This is a genomic window from Pseudomonas sp. PKS (assembly GCF_051913525.1).
Lineage (GTDB): Bacteria > Pseudomonadota > Gammaproteobacteria > Pseudomonadales > Pseudomonadaceae > Aquipseudomonas > Aquipseudomonas guariconensis_D.
This window is the reverse complement of sequence record NZ_JBEGDO010000003.1, coordinates 313,902-333,532: the sequence shown is the minus strand read 5'-3', so window position 1 is coordinate 333,532 and position 19,631 is coordinate 313,902. Positions and strand designations below refer to the sequence as shown.

13 protein-coding genes, 1 tRNA gene and 2 pseudogenes are annotated in these 19,631 nt (G+C 63.6%); 7 read left to right on the top strand and 9 right to left on the bottom strand.

The genetic code is table 11. The features are described from left to right. Positions 1-103: 103 nt before the first annotated feature. Positions 104-1,129, top strand: a pseudogene (locus tag ABOA88_RS05605) (HAMP domain-containing protein); the annotation flags it as partial. Between the two features lie 339 nt (positions 1,130-1,468). Next, a pseudogene (locus ABOA88_RS05600) lies at positions 1,469-1,987 on the top strand (methyl-accepting chemotaxis protein); the annotation flags it as partial. Positions 1,988-2,039: 52 nt separating this feature from the next. Here the strand turns inward: ABOA88_RS05600 and ABOA88_RS05595 are convergent. Beyond that, entirely contained in the window at positions 2,040-2,282 is a 243-nt protein-coding gene (locus ABOA88_RS05595; protein WP_043212077.1) for a DUF465 domain-containing protein, read from the bottom strand. A 284-nt stretch (positions 2,283-2,566) separates the two neighbouring features. On the opposite strand from ABOA88_RS05595, the gene ABOA88_RS05590 reads away from it, so the two are divergent. Further along, positions 2,567-2,641 (top strand) — tRNA-Gln (locus ABOA88_RS05590). 172 nt (positions 2,642-2,813) lie between these two features. Here ABOA88_RS05590 and ABOA88_RS05585 read toward each other — a convergent pair. The 3 genes from ABOA88_RS05585 to ABOA88_RS05575 form a co-directional block, all read right to left on the bottom strand. Next, positions 2,814-3,962: a M14 family metallopeptidase gene (locus ABOA88_RS05585; protein ID WP_196168836.1), complete on the bottom strand. Its 1,149-nt coding sequence runs from the start codon at positions 3,960-3,962 to the stop codon at positions 2,814-2,816. A gap of 114 nt (positions 3,963-4,076) precedes the next feature. Further along, on the bottom strand, positions 4,077-4,589 hold the full coding sequence (locus ABOA88_RS05580; protein ID WP_196168835.1) for a DUF4880 domain-containing protein: 513 nt from the start codon (positions 4,587-4,589) through the stop codon (positions 4,077-4,079). Positions 4,590-5,017: 428 nt separating this feature from the next. After that, positions 5,018-5,335: a hypothetical protein gene (locus tag ABOA88_RS05575; protein WP_196168834.1), complete on the bottom strand. Its 318-nt coding sequence runs from the start codon at positions 5,333-5,335 to the stop codon at positions 5,018-5,020. A 130-nt stretch (positions 5,336-5,465) separates the two neighbouring features. Here ABOA88_RS05575 and ABOA88_RS05570 point away from each other — a divergent pair, with 130 nt between their 5' ends. Beyond that, positions 5,466-6,119: a LexA family protein gene (locus tag ABOA88_RS05570; RefSeq protein WP_196168853.1), complete on the top strand. Its 654-nt coding sequence runs from the start codon at positions 5,466-5,468 to the stop codon at positions 6,117-6,119. Positions 6,120-6,166: 47 nt separating this feature from the next. Here ABOA88_RS05570 and ABOA88_RS05565 read toward each other — a convergent pair whose 3' ends face one another. The 4 genes from ABOA88_RS05565 to ABOA88_RS05550 all read right to left on the bottom strand — a co-directional run bounded on the left by ABOA88_RS05565 (position 6,167) and on the right by ABOA88_RS05550 (position 11,817). Further along, positions 6,167-8,119, bottom strand: coding sequence for an acetyl/propionyl/methylcrotonyl-CoA carboxylase subunit alpha (locus ABOA88_RS05565; protein ID WP_367851093.1), 1,953 nt, complete (start codon positions 8,117-8,119; stop codon positions 6,167-6,169). After that, complete coding sequence (locus ABOA88_RS05560; RefSeq protein WP_367851092.1) at positions 8,116-8,928, bottom strand: gamma-carboxygeranoyl-CoA hydratase; 813 nt, start codon at positions 8,926-8,928, stop codon at positions 8,116-8,118. Before ABOA88_RS05560 ends, ABOA88_RS05565 begins: the two co-directional genes overlap by 4 nt. Positions 8,929-8,931: 3 nt before the next feature. After that, entirely contained in the window at positions 8,932-10,539 is a 1,608-nt protein-coding gene (locus ABOA88_RS05555; RefSeq protein ID WP_367851091.1) for a carboxyl transferase domain-containing protein, read from the bottom strand. Positions 10,540-10,653: 114 nt separating this feature from the next. Next, entirely contained in the window at positions 10,654-11,817 is a 1,164-nt protein-coding gene (locus ABOA88_RS05550) for an isovaleryl-CoA dehydrogenase (RefSeq protein ID WP_102082443.1), read from the bottom strand. A gap of 238 nt (positions 11,818-12,055) precedes the next feature. On the opposite strand from ABOA88_RS05550, the gene ABOA88_RS05545 reads away from it, so the two are divergent. Continuing rightward, positions 12,056-13,726 (top strand): AMP-binding protein, encoded by a 1,671-nt coding sequence (locus tag ABOA88_RS05545; RefSeq protein WP_196168829.1) that lies wholly within the window; start codon positions 12,056-12,058, stop codon positions 13,724-13,726. A 182-nt stretch (positions 13,727-13,908) separates the two neighbouring features. Here ABOA88_RS05545 and ABOA88_RS05540 read toward each other — a convergent pair whose 3' ends face one another. Beyond that, positions 13,909-14,076, bottom strand: coding sequence for a hypothetical protein (locus ABOA88_RS05540; protein ID WP_367851090.1), 168 nt, complete (start codon positions 14,074-14,076; stop codon positions 13,909-13,911). 137 nt (positions 14,077-14,213) lie between these two features. Here ABOA88_RS05540 and ABOA88_RS05535 point away from each other — a divergent pair, with 137 nt between their 5' ends. Next, positions 14,214-16,232 (top strand): alpha-1,4-glucan--maltose-1-phosphate maltosyltransferase, encoded by a 2,019-nt coding sequence (locus ABOA88_RS05535; RefSeq protein WP_196168827.1) that lies wholly within the window; start codon positions 14,214-14,216, stop codon positions 16,230-16,232. A 69-nt stretch (positions 16,233-16,301) separates the two neighbouring features. Beyond that, a complete protein-coding gene (gene treS / locus ABOA88_RS05530; RefSeq protein ID WP_367851089.1) occupies positions 16,302-19,613 on the top strand; it encodes a maltose alpha-D-glucosyltransferase in 3,312 nt (1,103 codons plus the stop codon). The last annotated feature ends 18 nt before the right edge of the window (positions 19,614-19,631 follow it).

Here is a 19,631-nt window from a genome sequence, read left to right as displayed (position 1 = left end):
TTCGCGGGTGAGCCTGCTCCCACAGCGCTTGTGCGTTTTCTGGGGGAGTGGGTTTTCCCGCGAAAGAGTTATCACCGCCTGTACGATTTCCCCTGGAGTCTTGATGAAAATCCGGTACAAGGTCAGCCTCGCCGCTGCCTGCGTGTTGTTGATCACCACCAGCCTGTTGTCCTTGGCCCAGGTCAGTCAGGTGCGCACAGTGCTGCGCACGCAAGCGGGAGAAAGCATCCTCGAATCGAGCACGGCCGTTGCCCGGCAGATCGAGAACTGGCTCAACGGCAAGCTGCATCTGATGGACCTGACGGTCCAGTCCATCGCCAGCCCCGTCAGCCAGCAAACCATCCAGCGCATCACCGGTTCACCCGTGTTGAAGCAGGAGTTTGCACTGGTGTTCGGTGCCCTGCAGGTCGATGGCAAGCCCATTGGCGACCTTGAAGCCTGGAAGCCCAAGCCGGGCTATGACGGTCGCACGCGACCTTGGTATGCAACCGGGGAGGGGAGCAGCCAGGCAGTGCTGACCGAGCCCTATCAGGATTCTTCAACGGGGAAAGTGCTGATTTCGGCTGTCAGCAGAATCACAGACGATGGGCGTTTCGCCGGTGTGCTGGGCGGCGATATCCATCTCGACACAGTCATCGAGGCCATCAACACGCTGGACTTCAGCGGCGCGGGCTACGCCTTCTTGCTGAACCAGAACGGCAACATCATTTCCCACCCTGATGCTCAGCTCAACGGCAAGCCCTACAGTGCCTTGTTCGGCGGCGCGCAGCCGCCACTGGAAAGCCAGCTTCAGTCGATCGAGGTGGATGGCAAGTCCCTGCTGGTGTCGTTCATTCCGTTGTCCAACCTCCAGGGCATGCACTGGTATATCGGCGTGGTGCTGGATGAAGGCATCGTCATGGCGGCCAGCCATCAACTGACCTGGCGCGCAGTTGTCGGCACCGGGCTGGGGGGGCTGCTGAGCCTGCTGGTGCTGGGCCTATTGGTGCGGCGCTTGTTGTTGCCATTGGATCGGCTCAAGGCCTCGCTGGCCGACATGAACCGTGGTAACGGCGACCTGACGCGTCAACTGCCAGTGTCCGGCAACGATGAAGTGGCGCTGGTGTCGGTGGAGTTCAATCAGTTCCTGGGCAACCTCAAGGCGCTGATCGGCGATGTGCAGCAGACCTCGCAACAGGTGCGCGAGAGCACCACGGCCACCTCCCACGAGGCGAACCAGGCGGCCAGCCGCGTGCAACTGCAGTTGCAGGAGCTCGATCAACTGGCCGCCGCCATGAACGAAATGGCCTCCACCGCCGAGGACGTGGCGCGCAATGCCCAGGCCGCCGCCCAGGCTGCGGTGGCTGCACACGATCAGACCGAGAACGGCGTGGCGCTGGTGTTGCGTTCGACCGGGGCCATCAACGGCCTGGCCGAGGAAATGAACACCACCGGGCAGGCCATCAACGAGTTGTCCACCCTCAGCCACAGCATCGAGTCGATCCTCTCGGTCATCACCAGTATTGCCGACCAGACCAACCTGCTCGCACTCAACGCCGCGATCGAGGCCGCGCGTGCCGGCGAGTCCGGGCGCGGATTCGCTGTGGTGGCCGATGAGGTGCGTTCGCTGGCCTCGCGCACCCAGCAATCGACCCAGGAGATCCGCCTAATGATCGACCAGTTGCAAGCGGGTGTACGCCAGGCCCAGGTGCGCATGCAGCAAAGCCGCGATGCCGCCAGCAAGACTGCCGAGGATGCCAATGCAGCCAATGAGACCCTCGGGCGCATTCGCGAGGCGATCTACCGCATCAATGACATGAACCTGCAGATCGCCGCCGCTGCCGAGCAGCAGAGCGCTACCAGCGAAGAGATCAACCGCAACACCACCAATATTCGCGACATCGGCCTGGAAGTGTCCGGCGGTGCGCAGCAGCAAGTCAGCCAGTGCTCGGTGATGGTCGAACATGTGGGTCAACAGGACCGCCTGCTCAGCCGCTTCCGGATCTGACCGGCGCGCCCCGTCGACATCTGGCGGGGACTGCGATACAGCCCCAGGGGGCTCACGCCTTGCGCTCGAGCTGGCGCTCTATCATGTATTTGACCGCCAGCCGCCGTTCCTTGAGGCGCCGTAGGTCGTCGTCATCGGCGATGCCTGCCGAGATCGATTCGGCCGCCAGTACCTGATTGTCGATGTCCACATATTCATCCAGCAGCCGGTCGAGTTCCTTGTCCTGTTGGCGCCGCTGCTGGACGATTTCGCGGGGATAGTGCAGGTCCTGGTATAGGTCATGGGAAACTGGCATGGCGCCCTCCTTGTAATGCGCAGGCTTTTCTTACCTGATTGGAAGGGGCGAACACGCGGTTGTTAAAGCGAGGCGCAGAAAATACGACGGATGGCCAGAGCAGGTGGGGCTGAAGAAACGGATGCGAAGACTAACTTGCTGTTTTAAGGCAATTTTTTTCGCTCCGGGGGTTCCCAGGTGAATTGAGTGTTGGTATAGTGCCGCCCATTCCAGCACAGCGGCTCAACGTCGTTGTCAGCGAACCGTCAGAACGACAGTGCTCTCGCACTCGTCGCATCCGATACAGGGGCGTCGCCAAGCGGTAAGGCAGCAGGTTTTGATCCTGCCATGCGTTGGTTCGAATCCAGCCGCCCCTGCCATTTCTTCAAGTCTTTTCCCAGCTTTTCTCTGCGCTATGGCGCACTGGCCCTCTGTTGTCTTTCGCTCGTATAGCCATTGAGCCTCGTGGCGCCTATCCGGCTGCCATCGCGGAACAAGCACAGCGCTGCTCCCTGTAGGAGCGGGCTCGTCCCCCGATAGCGCCAGATTGCTTCAGCGCAAATCCTTGACCATCTTCTCCAAGGTCTCCAACACGGCGCCAGCCAGCGCCTTGGAGCGCTCGCCCGACCAGCCGGTGATGGCGTTGGGCGCATCGTCGTGGTCCTTGAACGGCATCTCCAGCGTCAGTGAAAGGCAATCATAGGCCTGGCCCACGGCGTTGCAGGCCAGCGTCATGTTGGCCTGACCGGGCTCGTCGCGGGTATAGCCGTGTACGGTCTGGAAGTCCCGAGTGATCCTGCACAGAGTGGAGCGGAACTGCTCCTCCAGCTTCGCCAGGCGTGGCGTGTAGCCTGGGTTGCCTTCGCAGGCAGCGGTGAAGACGTGGGGGATTTCCTCGTCACCATGCACATCGATGAACGCATCCACGCCGTGCTGCTTCATCTGGCTCTGGGCAAAGAAGACCTCGGGGCTGAGCTCGACGCTGGCGTCCTGCCAGGCGCGGTTGAGGTCCTTGCCCTTGAAGTTGGTGCGCAGATGGCCGAGGAAGGCACCATCAGGGTTCATGTTCGGGATCAGGTACAGGTCGGCGGCGGCCAGCAGTGACTGGACGGTGCTGTCGTTGGCTTGCAGACGGTCTATCACGCCCTCCATGAACCATTCCGCCATGTGCTCGCCTGGGTGCTGCTGAGCGATCAGCCACAGCTTGCGCTTGCCCGGTGCGCCGTTACCTGCGCGCAGCAGCGGGATATCGCGGCCTTGCACGCTACGACCGCAGGCCAGCAGCTCGACGCTCGGCAACTGCTTGGCACGTTCGATCAATTGATTGTGGCGGGCGCGGGGGTAGGGTTCGAAATAGGCGAACCAGGCTTGGGGGGCCTTGGCTTGAAGTTCGAACACCAGGGCTTGGCCGTCGAACTGGCTGGGGATGCGAAACCAGTGCTGTTGATCATAGGATGCTACGGCTTGATAGCCGTGCCAGGCCTTGTTATAGGAGGACTGGCTGGCGTTATCCAGGCTGAAACGGTGGGTCTGGCCCGGGGCCAGGCCGCTGGCCTTGAAGTGGAACCACTGGAAATGGCCACTGTTGGTATCGGGGCGGATGGCCAAGCGCACCCGGCTCGGGTCGCGGGTGTCCAGTACCTGGATATTTCCGGAATCGAAATCGCAGTCGATCTGCAGCGGGGACAGCGTCACGGTCATTGCCAGACTCCTGTGGCTTTGTTGTGGCGTTACTGTACACCGCTTGGCCAGAAGGCTGGGCGACTAAATCCTGTAGGAAAGTACTGCTTGCTCATCCAATGGCCTGGAAGAGATTCAGGTCAAGAAGCCGAGCAAGGCCAAGGCGGCCACACCCAATCCGACCACGATCGAACAACCGCCCAGCGACAGTGCCGCCCGGCCATGGCGGTACCAGCCGTCATGGCCCAATTGGCGGGCAGGGGCGAGCAGGCTGCGCCAGCGCAGTTCGGTGTCGTGGAAAGCATGCAGGTGTTCCGGGGCGGCGTCGAGCCAGCGGCGAAAGTCGATGCGTTCGCAGGCGGTGGCCTCAGGGTTCTGCAAGTGGATGTACCACTGCCCCGCAGTGCGGGCGAGGGCGTCGCCTGGGGTACAGGTGATCTGCAAGGCCTGATTCAGGTGGCGCTCGATGGTCAACAGGGGGAGGTCGAGACGCTGGGCGATGCTCGCAAGGTCCTGCTGGTCGAGGCGATTGAGCAGAAAGATCTGTTGCACGCGCCGTGGTAAGCGCTGCAAGCCATGGAGCAGGGCGTCGTCGGTCGGCGCCTGCAAGGCGGTGTCATGTTCCAGGGGCAGCAACAGACGGGTCATGGATAGCTCCTTGCTCTAAATGGAGTAGGGGGCATCTTCCGTGATGCGCCATTAGATTATTCGTAACGATATTGATTCTCAAGTGCTGATTTCGCAAAACGCTGCAACACACGTTCACGAATTGACATACCTTTGCTATCCTCGCGGCCATCAAACGGTACCGATCTTCATTAGCCTGAAGAGCCAAAAAAATGACCCGGCAAAAAGCCGGGTCAAAACCGTGATTAGCCTGATGAGGAGATAATCTGAGAGTCCGACCTAAGGGCTTCCAGGTTATCCAGCAGGTCTCGCGACCAGCTGAGTGCAATAATAATCGTTATCATTTGACAGTCAAATGAATTTTCCCCTGCCTGGTAAAAAAATATTACCGGACGGCGCCTGATCGCCGGGATACGGCTCCTCACCGTTCGTCGGCCCTCACGTCTTGCTCATCTTTCGGCCTTTCCTGACGCCTGCTGGTGCTCCAGCAGTGCCCTGGCCATGTTCATCATGTGCATCAATGCGAACATCACCTCCCGGGTCATGCCCTGGGGTTGGTGAGTGGCTGTTTCGTGGGCAGTGGCCGCTGCGCAGCGCAACAGCGCCAGGGCATGGTCATGTGCCTGTGCGGCGCTTACGCCTTCATGCAGAGTCCAGATCTTGGTGTCCAGATTGGGCCGGGGCGGTGTGGGATTGAGGTAGTAGTCCAGGGCGCGGCGGGCTGCTTCGCTGTCGAGATCTGTTTCGTCGTTTTTCGATGGTTTCATCCTGATACCTGTTGATATTCACTTGGGAGTGGTGAATACGCAGCATAGGTCAGCATGTATTATTTGGCTCATTGAAGATAATTCAGGATGTGTATTGATGCGGCAGGTGCAGTCCGTATTGTTCTCCGCCATGGAAAACTGGAACGAATTTCTTGCGCGCTACAAGCGTGAACACAAGCTCAACCAGCTCAAGCTCGCCGAACGTCTGGGGATGACCCAGGGCGGTGTAGGCCATTGGTTGCGCGGTACTCGAAAACCCACGCTGGCGACCATCAACGAAAAGCTGGAAAAACTCGGGCTGGTGTACCTGCAGGCGCAGGTCATGGTGGTGGAGCGCAACCTGTTGCGTGAACCTCCAGGGGTCTACGCGCCAGGGCGGCCAATATCGGGCGAAGCGTTGCGCTATGCCAGTTTTCGGCTTCCGGTACTGGCCTGGAGCGATTTACAGGGCACATTGCCTGAAACCGCCGATGTGCATGAGCAGAGTGACTACATGCCAGCCGGTAACGCATTCTGGCTGCCGGTTGAAAACGATTCGATGAATGCCGCAAGCGGTATGAGTGTGCCCCAGGGGATGCTCATCCTGGTGGATACTGGCCTTGAGGTGGCGCCTGGCAAACTGGTGATCGCCCGTCAGCCGGGCAAGGCTGCGGTGTTGAGGCAGTTGATCGAAGAAGGCGGAGAGCGGATGCTCAGGCCGCTCAATACCCGGTATCCCACAATGCTGTGCGAAGAGGGCTGCGAGTTTCTCGGTGTCGTGGTCCGCGTGCACGGCAAGTTCTGATCGGCAGGGGCCGCTGCGCACTCCATCGCGCAGCGGCCTCTTTGTGTTTACTCAGCCAATTCCACCAGTACCGCCCCTTCGCTGACCATGTCACCTTCCTGACAGAACAGTGCCTTGACCGTGCCATCATGAGGTGCGCGGATGCTGTGCTCCATCTTCATCGCTTCAAGCACCACCAGCGCGGTGCCAGCCTCCACGACCTGACCCGGTTCCACCAATACACGCACGATACTGCCGTTCATGGGGGCGCTCAGGCCGCCTTGGTGGCTGTGGCTGGCTTCGGCCTCGGCGATCGGGTCGAAGGCGCTGACCGCGTGCATTTCGCCATTCCATTGCAGATACAGCGCGTCACCTCGACGAATGGCCAGGCAGCGACGACGCAGGTCGTCCTGCTCATGGCACAGGTGCTCGCCCTGTAGTTGCCAGGTGGAGGGTGCGCTGTATTCCAAGGCTACGGCCTGGTCCTGCCCGCCACTGACCAGGTGCAGGCTGCTGCGCGCCGGCAGGCCCAGGCGCAGGCCGTCATGCCGGGCCCAGGGCGAGCCGGGATCGTCCTGGCGCTGGAGCGTGGGGCGGCCCTGTAGCCAGGCCTCGGCGGCGGCTTGCCAGAACGCTGCCGGCAAGGCAGTGGGTGCCGGCAACAGGTCGGCCTGGTGGCGTGGAATGAAGCCCGTGTCCAGTTCGGCTGCGGCGAAGGCCGGGTGCGCCAGGATGCGGCGCAGGAAGGCGATATTGGTCTTCAGCCCGCCGATGGCGAACTCATCGAGCATGGCCAGCAGGCGCAGGCGGGCCTGTTCGCGGTCCTTGCCCCAGGCGATCAGCTTGCCCAGCATGGGGTCGTAGAACGGCGAGACGACATCCCCCTCGCTGACGCCGCTGTCCACTCGACGGCCTTCGCCTGGGGCCGATTCGCGGTACAGTGCGAGGGTACCGGTGGCCGGCAGGAACTCGTTGGCGGGGTCTTCGGCATACAGCCGCACCTCGATGGCATGACCGATCAGTGGCACCTGCGTCTGAGTGATCGGCAGCGGCTCGCCACAGGCCACGCGGATCTGCCAGGCCACCAAGTCCAGGCCGGTGATGGCTTCGGTGACCGGGTGCTCGACTTGCAAGCGGGTGTTCATCTCCATGAAGAAGAATTCGCCACGGGCATCGAGCAGGAATTCCACGGTACCGGCACCGACATAGCCGATGGCCTGAGCGGCGCGCACCGCCGCCTCGCCCATGGCCCGGCGCAGCTCGGGGGACAGGCCAGGAGCGGGGGCTTCTTCGACCACTTTCTGATGACGGCGCTGGATCGAGCAGTCGCGCTCGTTGAGGTACAGGCAATTGCCGTGCTGGTCGGCGAACACCTGGATTTCCACGTGACGCGGCTTGAGCACGTATTTTTCCACCAGCATGCGCGCATCGCCGAACGACGATTGCGCCTCGCGCTGCGCCGAGGCCAGGGCGTCGGCCAGTTGGCTTTCTTCCTCGACCACTTTCATGCCTTTGCCGCCACCGCCGGCACTGGCCTTGAGCAGTACCGGATAGCCGATGCGCTCGGCGGTGGCGCGGAAGGTTTCCAGGTCTTGGGCATCGCCGTGGTAGCCGGGCACGAGCGGCACGCCGGCGCTTTCCATCAGCGCCTTGGCCGCCGACTTGCTGCCCATGGCATCGATGGCGCTGGCCGGTGGGCCGAGGAAGATCAGGCCGGCCTGTTCGACGGCGCGGGCGAAGCCTGCGTTTTCCGAGAGGAAGCCATAGCCCGGGTGGATGGCCTGGGCGCCGCTGGCCTTGGCGGCGGCGATGAGTTTGTCGATCACCAGGTAGCTTTCGGCAGCCTTGGTGCCGCCCAGGTCGATGCGGATATCTGCCTCGCGACTGTGGCGGGCATCGCGGTCGGTGGCGCTGTGCACGGCGACCGTGGTCAGGCCCATGGCTTTGGCGGTGCGCATGACCCGGCAGGCGATCTCGCCGCGGTTGGCGACCAGCAGGGTGGTCAGGGTGGGGCGGCTCATGGGCGCGTTTCCTTCTCGTTGGCTTGCCAGGCGGGGCGGCGTTTTTCCAGGAAGGCGCGCAGGCCCTCCTGGCCTTCGGGGCTGACGCGGATGCGGGCGATGGTGTTTTCGCAGTAGCGGCGCAAGGCCGGACTCAGCTCGCCGTCGTCGACTTCGCGCAGCAAGTCCTTGGTGGCGCGCAGGGCCTGGGGGCTGTTGAGCAGCAGGTTGTCGACCCAGGCCTCGACCTGAGCGTCCAGCTCGTTGGCCGGGTAGACCTCGGCCAGCAATCCCAGCTCGCGGGCGCGCACGCCGCTGAAGCGCTCGGCGGTCAGGGCATAGCGGCGGGCGGCGCGCTCGCCGATGGCCTTGACCACGAACGGGCTGATCACCGCTGGCGCGAGGCCGATGCGCACTTCCGAGAGACACAGTTGTGCGTCCTCGGCGCCGATGGCCATGTCGCAGCAACTGATCAGGCCCAAGGCGCCACCGAAGGCCGCGCCTTGCACTACCGCCACGGTCGGAGCCTTGAGCCGGTGCAGGGCGTACATCAGCTCGCCCAGCTCACGGGCATCGTCCAGGTTGGTGTTGAAGTCCAGCTGTGCCGATTGTTGCATCCAGGCCAGATCGGCACCTGCGCTGAAATGCCGGCCGCGGCCGCGCAGCAGCAAGAAGCGCAGGCTGGCGTCCTCGGCGAGCTGGTCCAGGGCGACGATCAGTTCGCGGATCATCTGCGCGTTGAAGGCGTTGTTCTTGTCTTCGCGGCTTAGCCACAGGGTGGCGAAGCCGCGAGGGTCCTTGATGACTTCCAGGGTGCTGAAATCGCTCATGGGTCACATCCGGAAAATGCCGAAGCGGCTCTGTTCGATCGGGGCGTTCAGTGCGGCGGACAACGCCAGGCCGAGCACATCGCGGGTCTGCGCCGGGTCGATGACGCCGTCGTCCCACAGTCGTGCGCTGGAGTAGTAGGGGTGGCCCTGGCGTTCGTACTGGTCGAGGATCGGCTGTTTGAGCTTGGCCTCTTCCTCGGCGCTAAAAGCCGTGCCGGCGCGTTCGCTCTGTTCGCGCTTGACCTGCGCCAGCACGCCAGCAGCTTGTTCGGCCCCCATCACGCCGATGCGTGCGTTGGGCCACATCCACAAGAAGCGCGGGTCGTAGGCGCGGCCGCACATGCCATAGTTGCCGGCACCGAAGCTGCCGCCGATGATCACGGTGAACTTCGGCACCTGGGCACAGGCCACCGCGGTCACCAGCTTGGCGCCATGCTTGGCGATGCCGCCTTCTTCATACTTTTTGCCGACCATGAAGCCTGTGATGTTCTGCAGGAACAGCAGCGGGATGCCGCGTTGGCAGGCCAGCTCGATGAAGTGCGCGCCTTTTTGCGCGGCCTCGGCAAAGAGGATGCCGTTGTTGGCCAGGATCGCCACTGGGTAGCCATGCAGGTGGGCGAAGCCGCACACCAGGGTGGTGCCGAACAAGGCCTTGAACTCATCGAACACCGAGCCATCGACCAGGCGAGCGATGACTTCGCGTACGTCGAAGGGTTGCTTGGCGTCGGCCGGGACCACGCCGTACAGCTCCTGGGCGTCGTACAGCGGGGCGATGGGTGCCTGGCGCTGCACCTGGCCGAGCTTGCGCCAGTTGAGGTTGGCCACGCTGCGCCGGGCCAGGGCCAGGGCGTGTTCATCGTTGTCGGCGTAGTGGTCGGCCACACCGCTGGTGCGGCAATGCACGTCGGCGCCGCCCAAGTCTTCGGCGCTGACCACCTCACCGGTGGCAGCCTTCACCAGAGGGGGGCCTGCGAGGAAGATGGTCGCCTGCTGGCGCACCATGATCGCTTCGTCGGCCATGGCCGGCACATAGGCGCCGCCTGCGGTGCACGAGCCCATGACCACGGCGATCTGTGGGATGCCCTGCGCGCTCATGTTGGCCTGGTTGAAGAAAATCCGCCCGAAGTGCTCGCGGTCCGGGAAGACTTCGTCCTGGCGGGGCAGGTTGGCGCCGCCGGAGTCCACCAGGTAGATGCAGGGCAGGCGGTTCTGCAGGGCGATGGTCTGGGCGCGCAGGTGTTTTTTCACCGTCAACGGATAGTAGGAGCCGCCTTTGACCGTGGCATCGTTGGCCACGATCATGCATTCGACCCCCTCGATACGACCGATGCCGGCGATCACGCCCGCAGCGGGCACGTCTTCGCCATAGACCTCATGGGCGGCCAACTGGCCGATCTCGAGGAAGGGCGAGCCTGGGTCGAGCAGGCGATCGATGCGCTCGCGTGGCAGCAGTTTGCCTCGCGAGGTATGCCGTTCCTGGGCCTTGGGGCCGCCGCCCTGGCTGACCTGGGCAAGCAGGGTGCGCAGAGCCTGGACCTGGGCTGCCATGGCGGTCCAGTTCTGCGCGAACTCTGGTGACTTAACGTTCAACTGTGACTTCAGGATCATCATGACTCCTCGCGCAGAATCAAGCCTCAAGCTTCAAGCTGCAAGAATGTTCAGTGTTGTGGCTGCAAGCGCGCATCTGGTTGTCTTGCTGCTTGTAGCTTGCTGCTTGAAGCTGCTTTAGCGGGTTTCGTTGAACAGTTCGCGACCGATCAGCATCCGGCGGATCTCGCTGGTGCCGGCGCCGATTTCGTACAGCTTGGCATCGCGCAGCAGGCGACCTGCCGGGAATTCATTGATATAGCCATTGCCGCCGAGGATCTGGATCGCTTCCAGGGCCATCTGGGTCGCGCGTTCGGCGGTATAGAGGATCACCCCGGCGGCGTCCTTGCGGGTGGTCTCGCCGCGGTCGCAGGCCTGGGCCACGGCATACAGGTAGGCGCGGCTGGCGTTGAGCTGGGTGTACATGTCGGCGATCTTGCCTTGGATCAGCTGGAACTCGCCGATGCTTTGGCCGAACTGCTTGCGGTCATGGATGTAGGGCACCACCAGGTCCATGCAGGCCTGCATGATGCCGGTCGGGCCGCCGGAGAGGACCACGCGTTCGTAGTCCAGGCCGCTCATCAGCACACGCACGCCACCGTTGAGCTGGCCGAGGATGTTTTCCTCCGGGACTTCCACACCATCGAAGAACAGCTCGCAGGTATTGGAGCCGCGCATGCCGAGCTTGTCGAACTTGTTGCTGCGCGAGAAGCCTTTCCAGTCGCGCTCGACGATGAACGCAGTGATGCCGTGGGGGCCCTTGTCCAGGTCTGTCTTGGCGTAGATCACATAGGTGTTGGCGTCAGGGCCGTTGGTGATCCAGGTCTTGCTGCCGTTGAGCACGTAGTGGTCGCCGCGCTTCTCGGCGCGCAGCTTCATCGACACCACGTCGGAGCCGGCGTTGGGCTCGCTCATGGCCAGGGCGCCGATGTGCTCGCCGCTGATCAGCTTGGGCAGGTACTTGAGCTTCTGCTCGTGGGTGCCGTTGCGGTTGATCTGGTTGACGCACAGGTTGGAGTGGGCGCCATAGGACAGGGCCACCGAGGCCGAACCGCGGCTGATTTCCTCCATCGACACCACGTGGGCCAGGTAACCCAGGCCGGCGCCGCCGTATTCCTCTGGCACGGTGATGCCCAGTAGGCCCATGTCGCCGAACTTGCGCCACATGTCGGCGGGGAACAGGTTGTCCTGGTCGATCTGAGCCGCGCGGGGGGCCAGTTCGGCGGCAACGAAGGTGCGCACCTGGTCGCGGAGCATGTCGATGGTTTCGCCCAGGGCGAAGTTCAGGGTGGGGTAATGCATGCGGGGGCACCTTCTTGTTATTGAAGTTGGGTTACACCGTAGCTCAAGGGCTATCCACCGCTCCCGCAGGATGGGTGTCACGCCGACAAGCCCGTTGTCATTTTTCACCTTTACGTTAACGTAAACCTGCCGCTCAATGCTGTCAATCGACTCGTGACCTTTACGTTAACGTAAATCTGCGCCAGAGTAGCGTCGCTTGCTTCAGTCATGCCCAGAACAACCACAAGAAGGGACATCCATGAGTCAACCAAGCTACACCCGCGGCCGACAGGACCGCCCGTTGTTGACCCTGACCATCGGCCAGGCCTTCGATGCGACTGTGGCCCGCCATCCTGACGGCGAAGCCCTGGTCGTTCGCCACCAGGGGCTGCGCTACAGCTGGCGGCAATTGGCCGAGACTGTCGATGAGCATGCCCGGGCGCTGATGGCGCTGGGTGTGCAGGTTGGCGATCGGGTCGGGATCTGGGCGCCCAACTGCGCCCAGTGGTGCATCCTGCAACTGGCCAGCGCCAAGGTCGGCGCGATCCTGGTCAACATCAACCCGGCCTATCGGGTCGGTGAACTGGAATACGTACTGCGCCAGTCAGGCTGCAGCTGGCTGGTGTGCGCCGACGCCTTCAAGACCTCCGACTACCACGCCATGCTGCTGGACCTGGCCCCTGAACTGCGCACCGACGCGCCCGGCCAACTGGCCAGCGAGCGGCTGCCGGCGCTGCGCGGGGTGATCAGCCTGGCCGCCAACCCGCCGGCCGGTTTCCTGCCTTGGGCTCGGCTGATCGAGCGAGCAGGGCAGACCGACCTTGCTGCCTTCGACGCCCGCCAGCGCAGCCTGCAATTCGACCAGCCGGTGAACATCCAGTACACCTCCGGCACCACCGGCGCGCCCAAGGGCGCCACGCTCAGCCACTACAACATCCTCAACAACGGCTATATGGTCGGTGCAAGCCTAGGCCTGACGGCACAGGACCGCATGGTGATCCCGGTGCCGCTGTACCACTGCTTCGGCATGGTCATGGCCAACCTGGGCTGCATCACCCATGGCAGCACCATGATCTACCCCAACGATGCCTTCGACCCGGGCCTGACCCTGCAGGCTGTGGCCGAGGAGCGCGCCAGCATTCTCTATGGCGTGCCGACTATGTTCATCGCCATGCTCGACCACCCCGGTCGCGCCGAGCTGGATCTCTCCAGCCTGCGCAGCGGCATCATGGCCGGGGCCACCTGCCCGATCGAGGTGATGCGCCGGGTGATCGGGCAGATGCACATGGCCCAGGTGCAGATCGCCTACGGCATGACCGAGACCAGCCCGGTGTCGTTGCAGACCGGCCCTGACGACGAGCTGGAACTGCGCGTGACCACGGTCGGGCGTACCCAGCCGCAGTTGGAAAGCAAGCTGGTGGACGAGCACGGCAACATCGTCCCGCGTGGCGAAATCGGCGAGCTGTGCACTCGCGGCTACAGCGTGATGCTCGGCTACTGGAACAACCCGCAAGCCACCCAGGATGCCATCGACCCGGCTGGCTGGATGCATTCGGGCGACCTGGCGGTGATGGATGAGCAGGGCTATGTGCGCATCGTCGGGCGCAACAAGGACATGATTATCCGAGGAGGCGAGAACATCTATCCGCGCGAGCTGGAGGAGTTCTTCTATACCCACCCGGCGGTGGCCGATGCCCAGGTGATCGGCATTCCCTGCAGCCGCTATGGCGAGGAGGTGGTGGCCTGGATCAAGCTGCATCCCGGACACAGCGCCACGGCCGAGGAGCTACAGGGCTGGTGCAAGGCGCGTATCGCTCATTTCAAGGTGCCCCGCCATTATCGCTTCGTCGAGGCGTTCCCGATGACGGTGACCGGGAAGGTGCAGAAGTTCCGCATGCGCGAGATCAGCATCGCCGAGATCAATCTGTAACCTATCGTCGGTATCACCTGATTGCGTGGGAATCAGGGTCTTGCTCCGCGGTGACTTCTTCGCGGGTAAACCCGTTCCCACAAAAAACATGCAAAACCAGGTGGGAGCGGGGTCACCTGCGAAAGGGGCGGCAGTTTCGCTACCGCTCCCAGTGTCCATACCGTGCTTGTCACGGTCCTTGTCTATCCTTTGCCTTTCACCGGTGGCTCCTCGCTCGGCGGATCCCCCACGGTCGGCGGCACGGTCGGTTTGATCGGCAGATCGTCCGGCTCCTCCTCCGGCACGGTCGGCGGCAGGGTGGGGTCGTCGATGTTCGGGTCGGGCGTCTCCGGTGGAATGGGAATGTTCATGGCCAGGCCTCCCTTGGGAATCAAGCGTCTTTGCAGGCTTTGACTTGGCCCTGCACCGTTCGCTCATTTTTTTTGAACCCCAGGCAGCGCCCACGGCTCTGAACCCTTACCGCCACCGCAAAAGGGAGCAAGGTTCGATGTCAGGAAATGAGCCGTTCGACAGCGTGCCCATGGCCAACGATCACCCGGACCAGGCCATCAGCCTGTCCCAGGCGTTGCTGGCACCGCGCATCGTGGTCGAAGACACGCAACCGGTGCTCGATGCTGGCACCTTCGCCACCAAGGCGGTACGTGGCCAGCGCGTGGCGGTGAGCAGCAAGGTCTACAGCGATGGCCATGACCGCTTGGCGGTGGTCCTGCACTGGCGCCAGGCCCACAGCCGCCGCTGGCACACCGTGCCCATGCATTCGCCTGGCAACGACCTGTGGCTGGCCGAGTTCACGCCGCTGGAACTGGGCCTTCACCTGTTCAGCATCGAGGCCTGGATCGACCCCTTCGCCACCTACTGCCACGACCTCGAGAAGAAGTACCACGCCGGCGTCGACATCAAGCTCGAGCTGGAGGAGGGCAGGCTGCTGTTGGGCACGGGCGCCGAGCGCAGCAACGGCCAACTGCGCGGGCAGCTTGTGCAGCTCCAGCACCGCCTGCCGACGCTCGCCGCCGATGACCAGGTGGCGCTGTTGCTCGACCCTGGCACTGCGGCGCTCATGGTCGATGCCGAGCACCGCAGCTACCTGACCCGCAGCGCCGAGTTCCCGGTGGATGTGGACCGCGAGCAGGCGCTGTTCGCCAGTTGGTACGAACTCTTTCCGCGTTCGATCACCGATAGCGCCGAGCGCCACGGCACCTTCAACGACGTGCACCAGCGCCTGCCGATGATCCGCGACATGGGCTTCGACGTGCTGTACTTCCCGCCGATCCACCCCATCGGCACCAAGCACCGCAAGGGCCGCAACAATGCCCTGCAGGCCGAGCCGGGAGAGCCGGGCAGTCCCTATGCCATCGGTAGCCCCGAAGGCGGCCACGATGCCATCCACCCGCAGTTGGGCAGCCGCGAGGATTTTCGCCGCCTGGTCGCCGCCGCCGCCGAGCATGGCCTGGAGATCGCCTTGGACTTCGCCATCCAGTGTTCCCAGGACCACCCCTGGCTGACCGAGCACCCCGGCTGGTTCAGCTGGCGGCCGGACGGCACCATCCGCTACGCCGAGAACCCGCCGAAAAAGTACCAGGACATCGTCAACGTCGACTTCTATTCCGCCGAGGCCGTGCCCTCCTTGTGGCTGGCCCTGCGTGACGTGGTGGTCGGCTGGGTCGAGGAGGGCGTGCGCACCTTCCGTGTCGACAACCCGCACACCAAGCCCTTGCCGTTCTGGCAATGGCTGATCGCCAACGTGCGCAGCCGCTACCCCGATGTGATCTTTCTCGCCGAGGCCTTCACCCGCCCGGCGATGATGGCCCGCCTGGGCAAGGTCGGCTATGCCCAGAGCTACACCTACTTCACCTGGCGCAACACCAAGCAGGAGCTGCGCGACTACTTCCTCGAACTCAACCAGCCGCCCTGGTGCCACTGCTACCGGCCGAACTTCTTCGTCAACACGCCGGACATCAACCCCTACTTCCTGCAGACCTCCGGGCGCGCGGGATTCCTGATTCGCGCTGCCCTGGCGACCATGGGGTCCGGGCTGTGGGGCATGTATTCGGGCTTCGAGTTGTGCGAGGGCACGCCGCTGCCCGGCAAGGAGGAATACCTGGATTCGGAGAAGTACGAAATCCGCCCGCGGGACTTCACCCAACCCGGCAACATCATCGCCGAGATCGCCCAGCTCAACCGCATCCGCCGACAGAACCGCGCCCTGCAGACCCACCTGGGCGTCGCATTCTTCAACTGCTGGAACGACAACATCCTGTATTTCGCCAAACGCACGCCGGAACGGGACAACTACATCCTGGTGGCCATCAGCCTCGACCCGCACAACGCCCAGGAGGCGCACTTCGAACTGCCGCTGTGGGAGCTGGGCCTGGACGACAACGCCGACACCCTCGGCGAGGACCTGATGAACGGCCACCGCTGGACCTGGCACGGCAAGACCCAATGGATGCGCATCGAGCCCTGGCACCTGCCGTTTGGCATCTGGCGAATCGAAAAAGCCCGTTAGAACGGCGTCCCCTGTGGGGCTACCGGACAACACCGTTGCACGCTGAAATCGAATTGAAAGGAGTCGCCCATGGCCAAGCGTTCCCGCCCACAAGCCTTCATCGACGACCCGCTGTGGTACAAGGACGCAGTGATCTACCAGCTGCACATCAAGTCCTTCTTCGACTCGAACAATGACGGCATCGGTGATTTCGCCGGGCTGATCGGCAAGCTCGACTACATCGCCGAGCTGGGCGTCAACACGCTGTGGCTGCTGCCGTTCTACCCCTCGCCACGGCGCGATGACGGCTACGACATTGCCGAGTACAAGGCCGTGCACAGCGACTACGGCACCCTGGCCGATGCGCGCCGCTTCATCGCCGAGGCCCACAAACGCGGCCTGCGGGTGATCACCGAGCTTGTCATCAACCACACCAGCGACCAGCACCCCTGGTTCCAGCGCGCCCGCCACGCCAAGCCGGGTAGCAAGGCCCGGGACTTCTACGTGTGGTCGGACACCGATCAGAAGTACGACGGTACGCGGATCATCTTCCTGGACACCGAGAAATCCAACTGGACGTGGGACCCGGTCGCCGGCCAGTACTTCTGGCACCGCTTCTATTCGCACCAGCCGGACCTGAACTTCGACAACCCGCAAGTGATGAAGGCCGTGATCGGCGTCATGCGCTTCTGGCTCGATCTTGGCGTCGACGGCCTGCGCCTGGATGCGATCCCCTACCTGATCGAGCGCGACGGCACCAACAACGAGAACCTCCCCGAAACCCACGCAGTACTCAAGGCGATCCGTGCCGAGATCGACGCCAACTACCCCGACCGCATGCTCCTGGCCGAGGCCAACCAGTGGCCCGAGGACACCCGTCCCTATTTCGGCGAGGGCGATGGCGACGAATGCCACATGGCGTTCCACTTCCCGCTGATGCCGCGCATGTACATGGCCCTGGCCATGGAAGACCGCTTCCCGATCACCGACATCCTGCGCCAGACCCCGGAAATCCCCGCCAACTGCCAATGGGCGATCTTCCTGCGCAACCACGATGAACTCACCCTGGAAATGGTCACCGACCGCGAGCGTGACTATCTGTGGAACTACTATGCCGAGGACCGCCGCGCCCGCATCAACCTCGGCATCCGCCGTCGCCTGGCGCCGCTGCTGCAGCGTGACCGCCGGCGTATCGAACTGCTCACCAGCCTGCTGCTGTCGATGCCTGGCACTCCGACCCTGTACTACGGCGATGAACTGGGCATGGGCGACAACATCTACCTGGGCGACCGCGATGGCGTACGCACCCCCATGCAATGGTCGCCGGACCGCAACGGCGGATTTTCCCGCGCCGACCCGCAGCGCCTGGTGCTACCGCCGATCATGGACCCGCTCTACGGCTACCAGACCGTCAACGTCGAGGCCCAGTCCCACGATCCGCACTCGCTGCTCAACTGGAACCGCCGCCTGCTCGCTGTGCGCAAGCAGCAAAAAGCCTTTGGCCGTGGCACCCTGAAAATGCTCACCCCCAGCAATCGACGCATCCTCGCCTATTTGCGCGAGTACACCGATGCCGAGGGCAACACCGAGATCGTCCTGTGCGTGGCCAACGTCTCGCGTGCAGCCCAGGCTGCCGAGCTGGAGCTGTCGGCCTACGCCGACAAAGTACCGGTGGAGATGCTCGGCGGCAGCGCCTTCCCGCCCATCGGCCAGTTGCCGTTCCTGCTAACCCTGCCGCCCTATGGTTTCTACTGGTTCCTGCTGGCTTCGCGCGACCGTATGCCCAGCTGGCACATCGAGCCGAGCGAAGGCTTGCCGGAGCTGACCACCCTGGTGCTGCGCAAGCGCATGGAGGAACTGCTCGACGCACCCTCGAGCGACACCCTGGAAACCACCATCCTGCCCCAGTACCTGCCCAAGCGGCGCTGGTTTGCCGGCAAGCAAGGTCCGATCGACCAGGTGCGCCTGAGCTATGGCGTACGCCTGGCCACGGCCACTACGCCGGTGCTGCTCAGTGAGCTGCAGGTTCACAGTGATGGCGTGGTGCAGCATTACCAACTGCCGTTCGGCCTGCTGCCCGAGGAGCAGATCAACAGCGCCTTGCCCCAGCAGCTGGCGCTCTCGCGGGTGCGCCGTGGCCGCCAGGTGGGGCTGATCACCGACGCCTTCGTGCTCGAGCCGTTCATCCGCGCCGTGCTCAGCAACTGCCAGGCCCGCACCCGTCTGCCGTGCGGTGCAGGCGAACTGCGCTTCGACTGCACCGAGCAACTGGCCAGCCTTGCGCTCAATGAAGAAAGCGAAGTGCGTTACCTGAGCGCCGAGCAGTCCAACAGCTCGGTGGTGGTAGGCGGCAGCCTGGTGCTCAAGCTGATCCGCCGGGTCAATCCAGGCATTCATCCGGAGCTTGAGATGAGCGCTTATTTGACTGCCGCCGGCTTTACCAACATTTCGCCGTTGCTGGGCTGGGTCAGCCGCGTTGACGATCAAGGCACGCCACACCTGCTGATGATTGCCCAAGGCTATCTGAACAACCAGGGCGACGCCTGGGATTGGACCCAGAACACCCTGGAGCGCGCCGTGCGCGACGAGATGGAACCGGCCAGTGTCGAGCCCGAGGCGCACACCGACGCCCTGGTGGAACTCACAGGCTTTGCTGCCTTGCTGGGCCAGCGCCTGGGCGAGATGCACCTGCTGCTGGCCGCGCCCAGCGATGACGAAGCGTTCGCGCCACGCCCCAGCGCCACCGAGGACAGCACCCGCTGGAGCACACAGATCAGCGCGCAACTGGACCACGCCTTGGACCTGTTGGCCCGGCACCGCGACAGCCTCGACCGTGACAGCCAGGCCCTGGTCGATGACCTGGCGCAACAACGCGAGGGCCTGGCCCAGCACATCGACACCCTGGCTCGCCAGGCCCAGGGCGGCCTGCTGATGCGCGTGCACGGCGACCTGCATCTGGGCCAGGTCCTGGTGGTGCAGGGCGATGCGTACCTGATCGATTTCGAAGGCGAGCCTGCCCGGCCGCTGGAGGAGCGACGGGCCAAGCACAGCCCGTACAAGGACGTCAGCGGCGTGTTGCGCTCCTTCGACTATGCTGCAGCGATGATCTTGCGCAGCGCCTCGGCGGTAGACCTCTCCGACGCTGCTCGCCAGGCTCGGCAGCGAGTTGCCCGGCAGTACCTGCATCAGTCGCGTCATGCCTTCGTCGAAGCCTATGGCCTGGCCACCGCCGCCATTCCCCACGCCTGGGAGCAGGCCGAGGGCGAGCGCGCCGCACTGGAGCTGTTCTGCCTGGAAAAAGCCGCCTACGAAATCACCTACGAAGCCGAGAACCGGCCAAGCTGGTTGGCTGTGCCCTTGCATGGGCTGCATGGGCTGATCAGCACCTGGGGGGAGGGCTAAGCCTCTTGGTAGGTGATA

Excerpts from the sequence above, each read along its gene's own strand:
- ABOA88_RS05595 (WP_043212077.1), bottom strand. The coding sequence starts at position 2,282 with ATGCCAGTTTCCCATGACCTATACCAGGACCTGCACTATCCCCGCGAA.
- ABOA88_RS05585 (WP_196168836.1), bottom strand. The coding sequence starts at position 3,962 with ATGACCGTGACGCTGTCCCCGCTGCAGATCGACTGCGATTTCGATTCC.
- ABOA88_RS05580 (WP_196168835.1), bottom strand. The coding sequence starts at position 4,589 with ATGACCCGTCTGTTGCTGCCCCTGGAACATGACACCGCCTTGCAGGCG.
- ABOA88_RS05575 (WP_196168834.1), bottom strand. The coding sequence starts at position 5,335 with ATGAAACCATCGAAAAACGACGAAACAGATCTCGACAGCGAAGCAGCC.
- ABOA88_RS05570 (WP_196168853.1), top strand. The coding sequence starts at position 5,466 with ATGGAAAACTGGAACGAATTTCTTGCGCGCTACAAGCGTGAACACAAG.
- ABOA88_RS05565 (WP_367851093.1), bottom strand. The coding sequence starts at position 8,119 with ATGAGCCGCCCCACCCTGACCACCCTGCTGGTCGCCAACCGCGGCGAG.
- ABOA88_RS05560 (WP_367851092.1), bottom strand. The coding sequence starts at position 8,928 with ATGAGCGATTTCAGCACCCTGGAAGTCATCAAGGACCCTCGCGGCTTC.
- ABOA88_RS05555 (WP_367851091.1), bottom strand. The coding sequence starts at position 10,539 with ATGATGATCCTGAAGTCACAGTTGAACGTTAAGTCACCAGAGTTCGCG.
- ABOA88_RS05550 (WP_102082443.1), bottom strand. The coding sequence starts at position 11,817 with ATGCATTACCCCACCCTGAACTTCGCCCTGGGCGAAACCATCGACATG.
- ABOA88_RS05545 (WP_196168829.1), top strand. The coding sequence starts at position 12,056 with ATGAGTCAACCAAGCTACACCCGCGGCCGACAGGACCGCCCGTTGTTG.
- ABOA88_RS05540 (WP_367851090.1), bottom strand. The coding sequence starts at position 14,076 with ATGAACATTCCCATTCCACCGGAGACGCCCGACCCGAACATCGACGAC.
- ABOA88_RS05535 (WP_196168827.1), top strand. The coding sequence starts at position 14,214 with ATGTCAGGAAATGAGCCGTTCGACAGCGTGCCCATGGCCAACGATCAC.
- treS (WP_367851089.1), top strand. The coding sequence starts at position 16,302 with ATGGCCAAGCGTTCCCGCCCACAAGCCTTCATCGACGACCCGCTGTGG.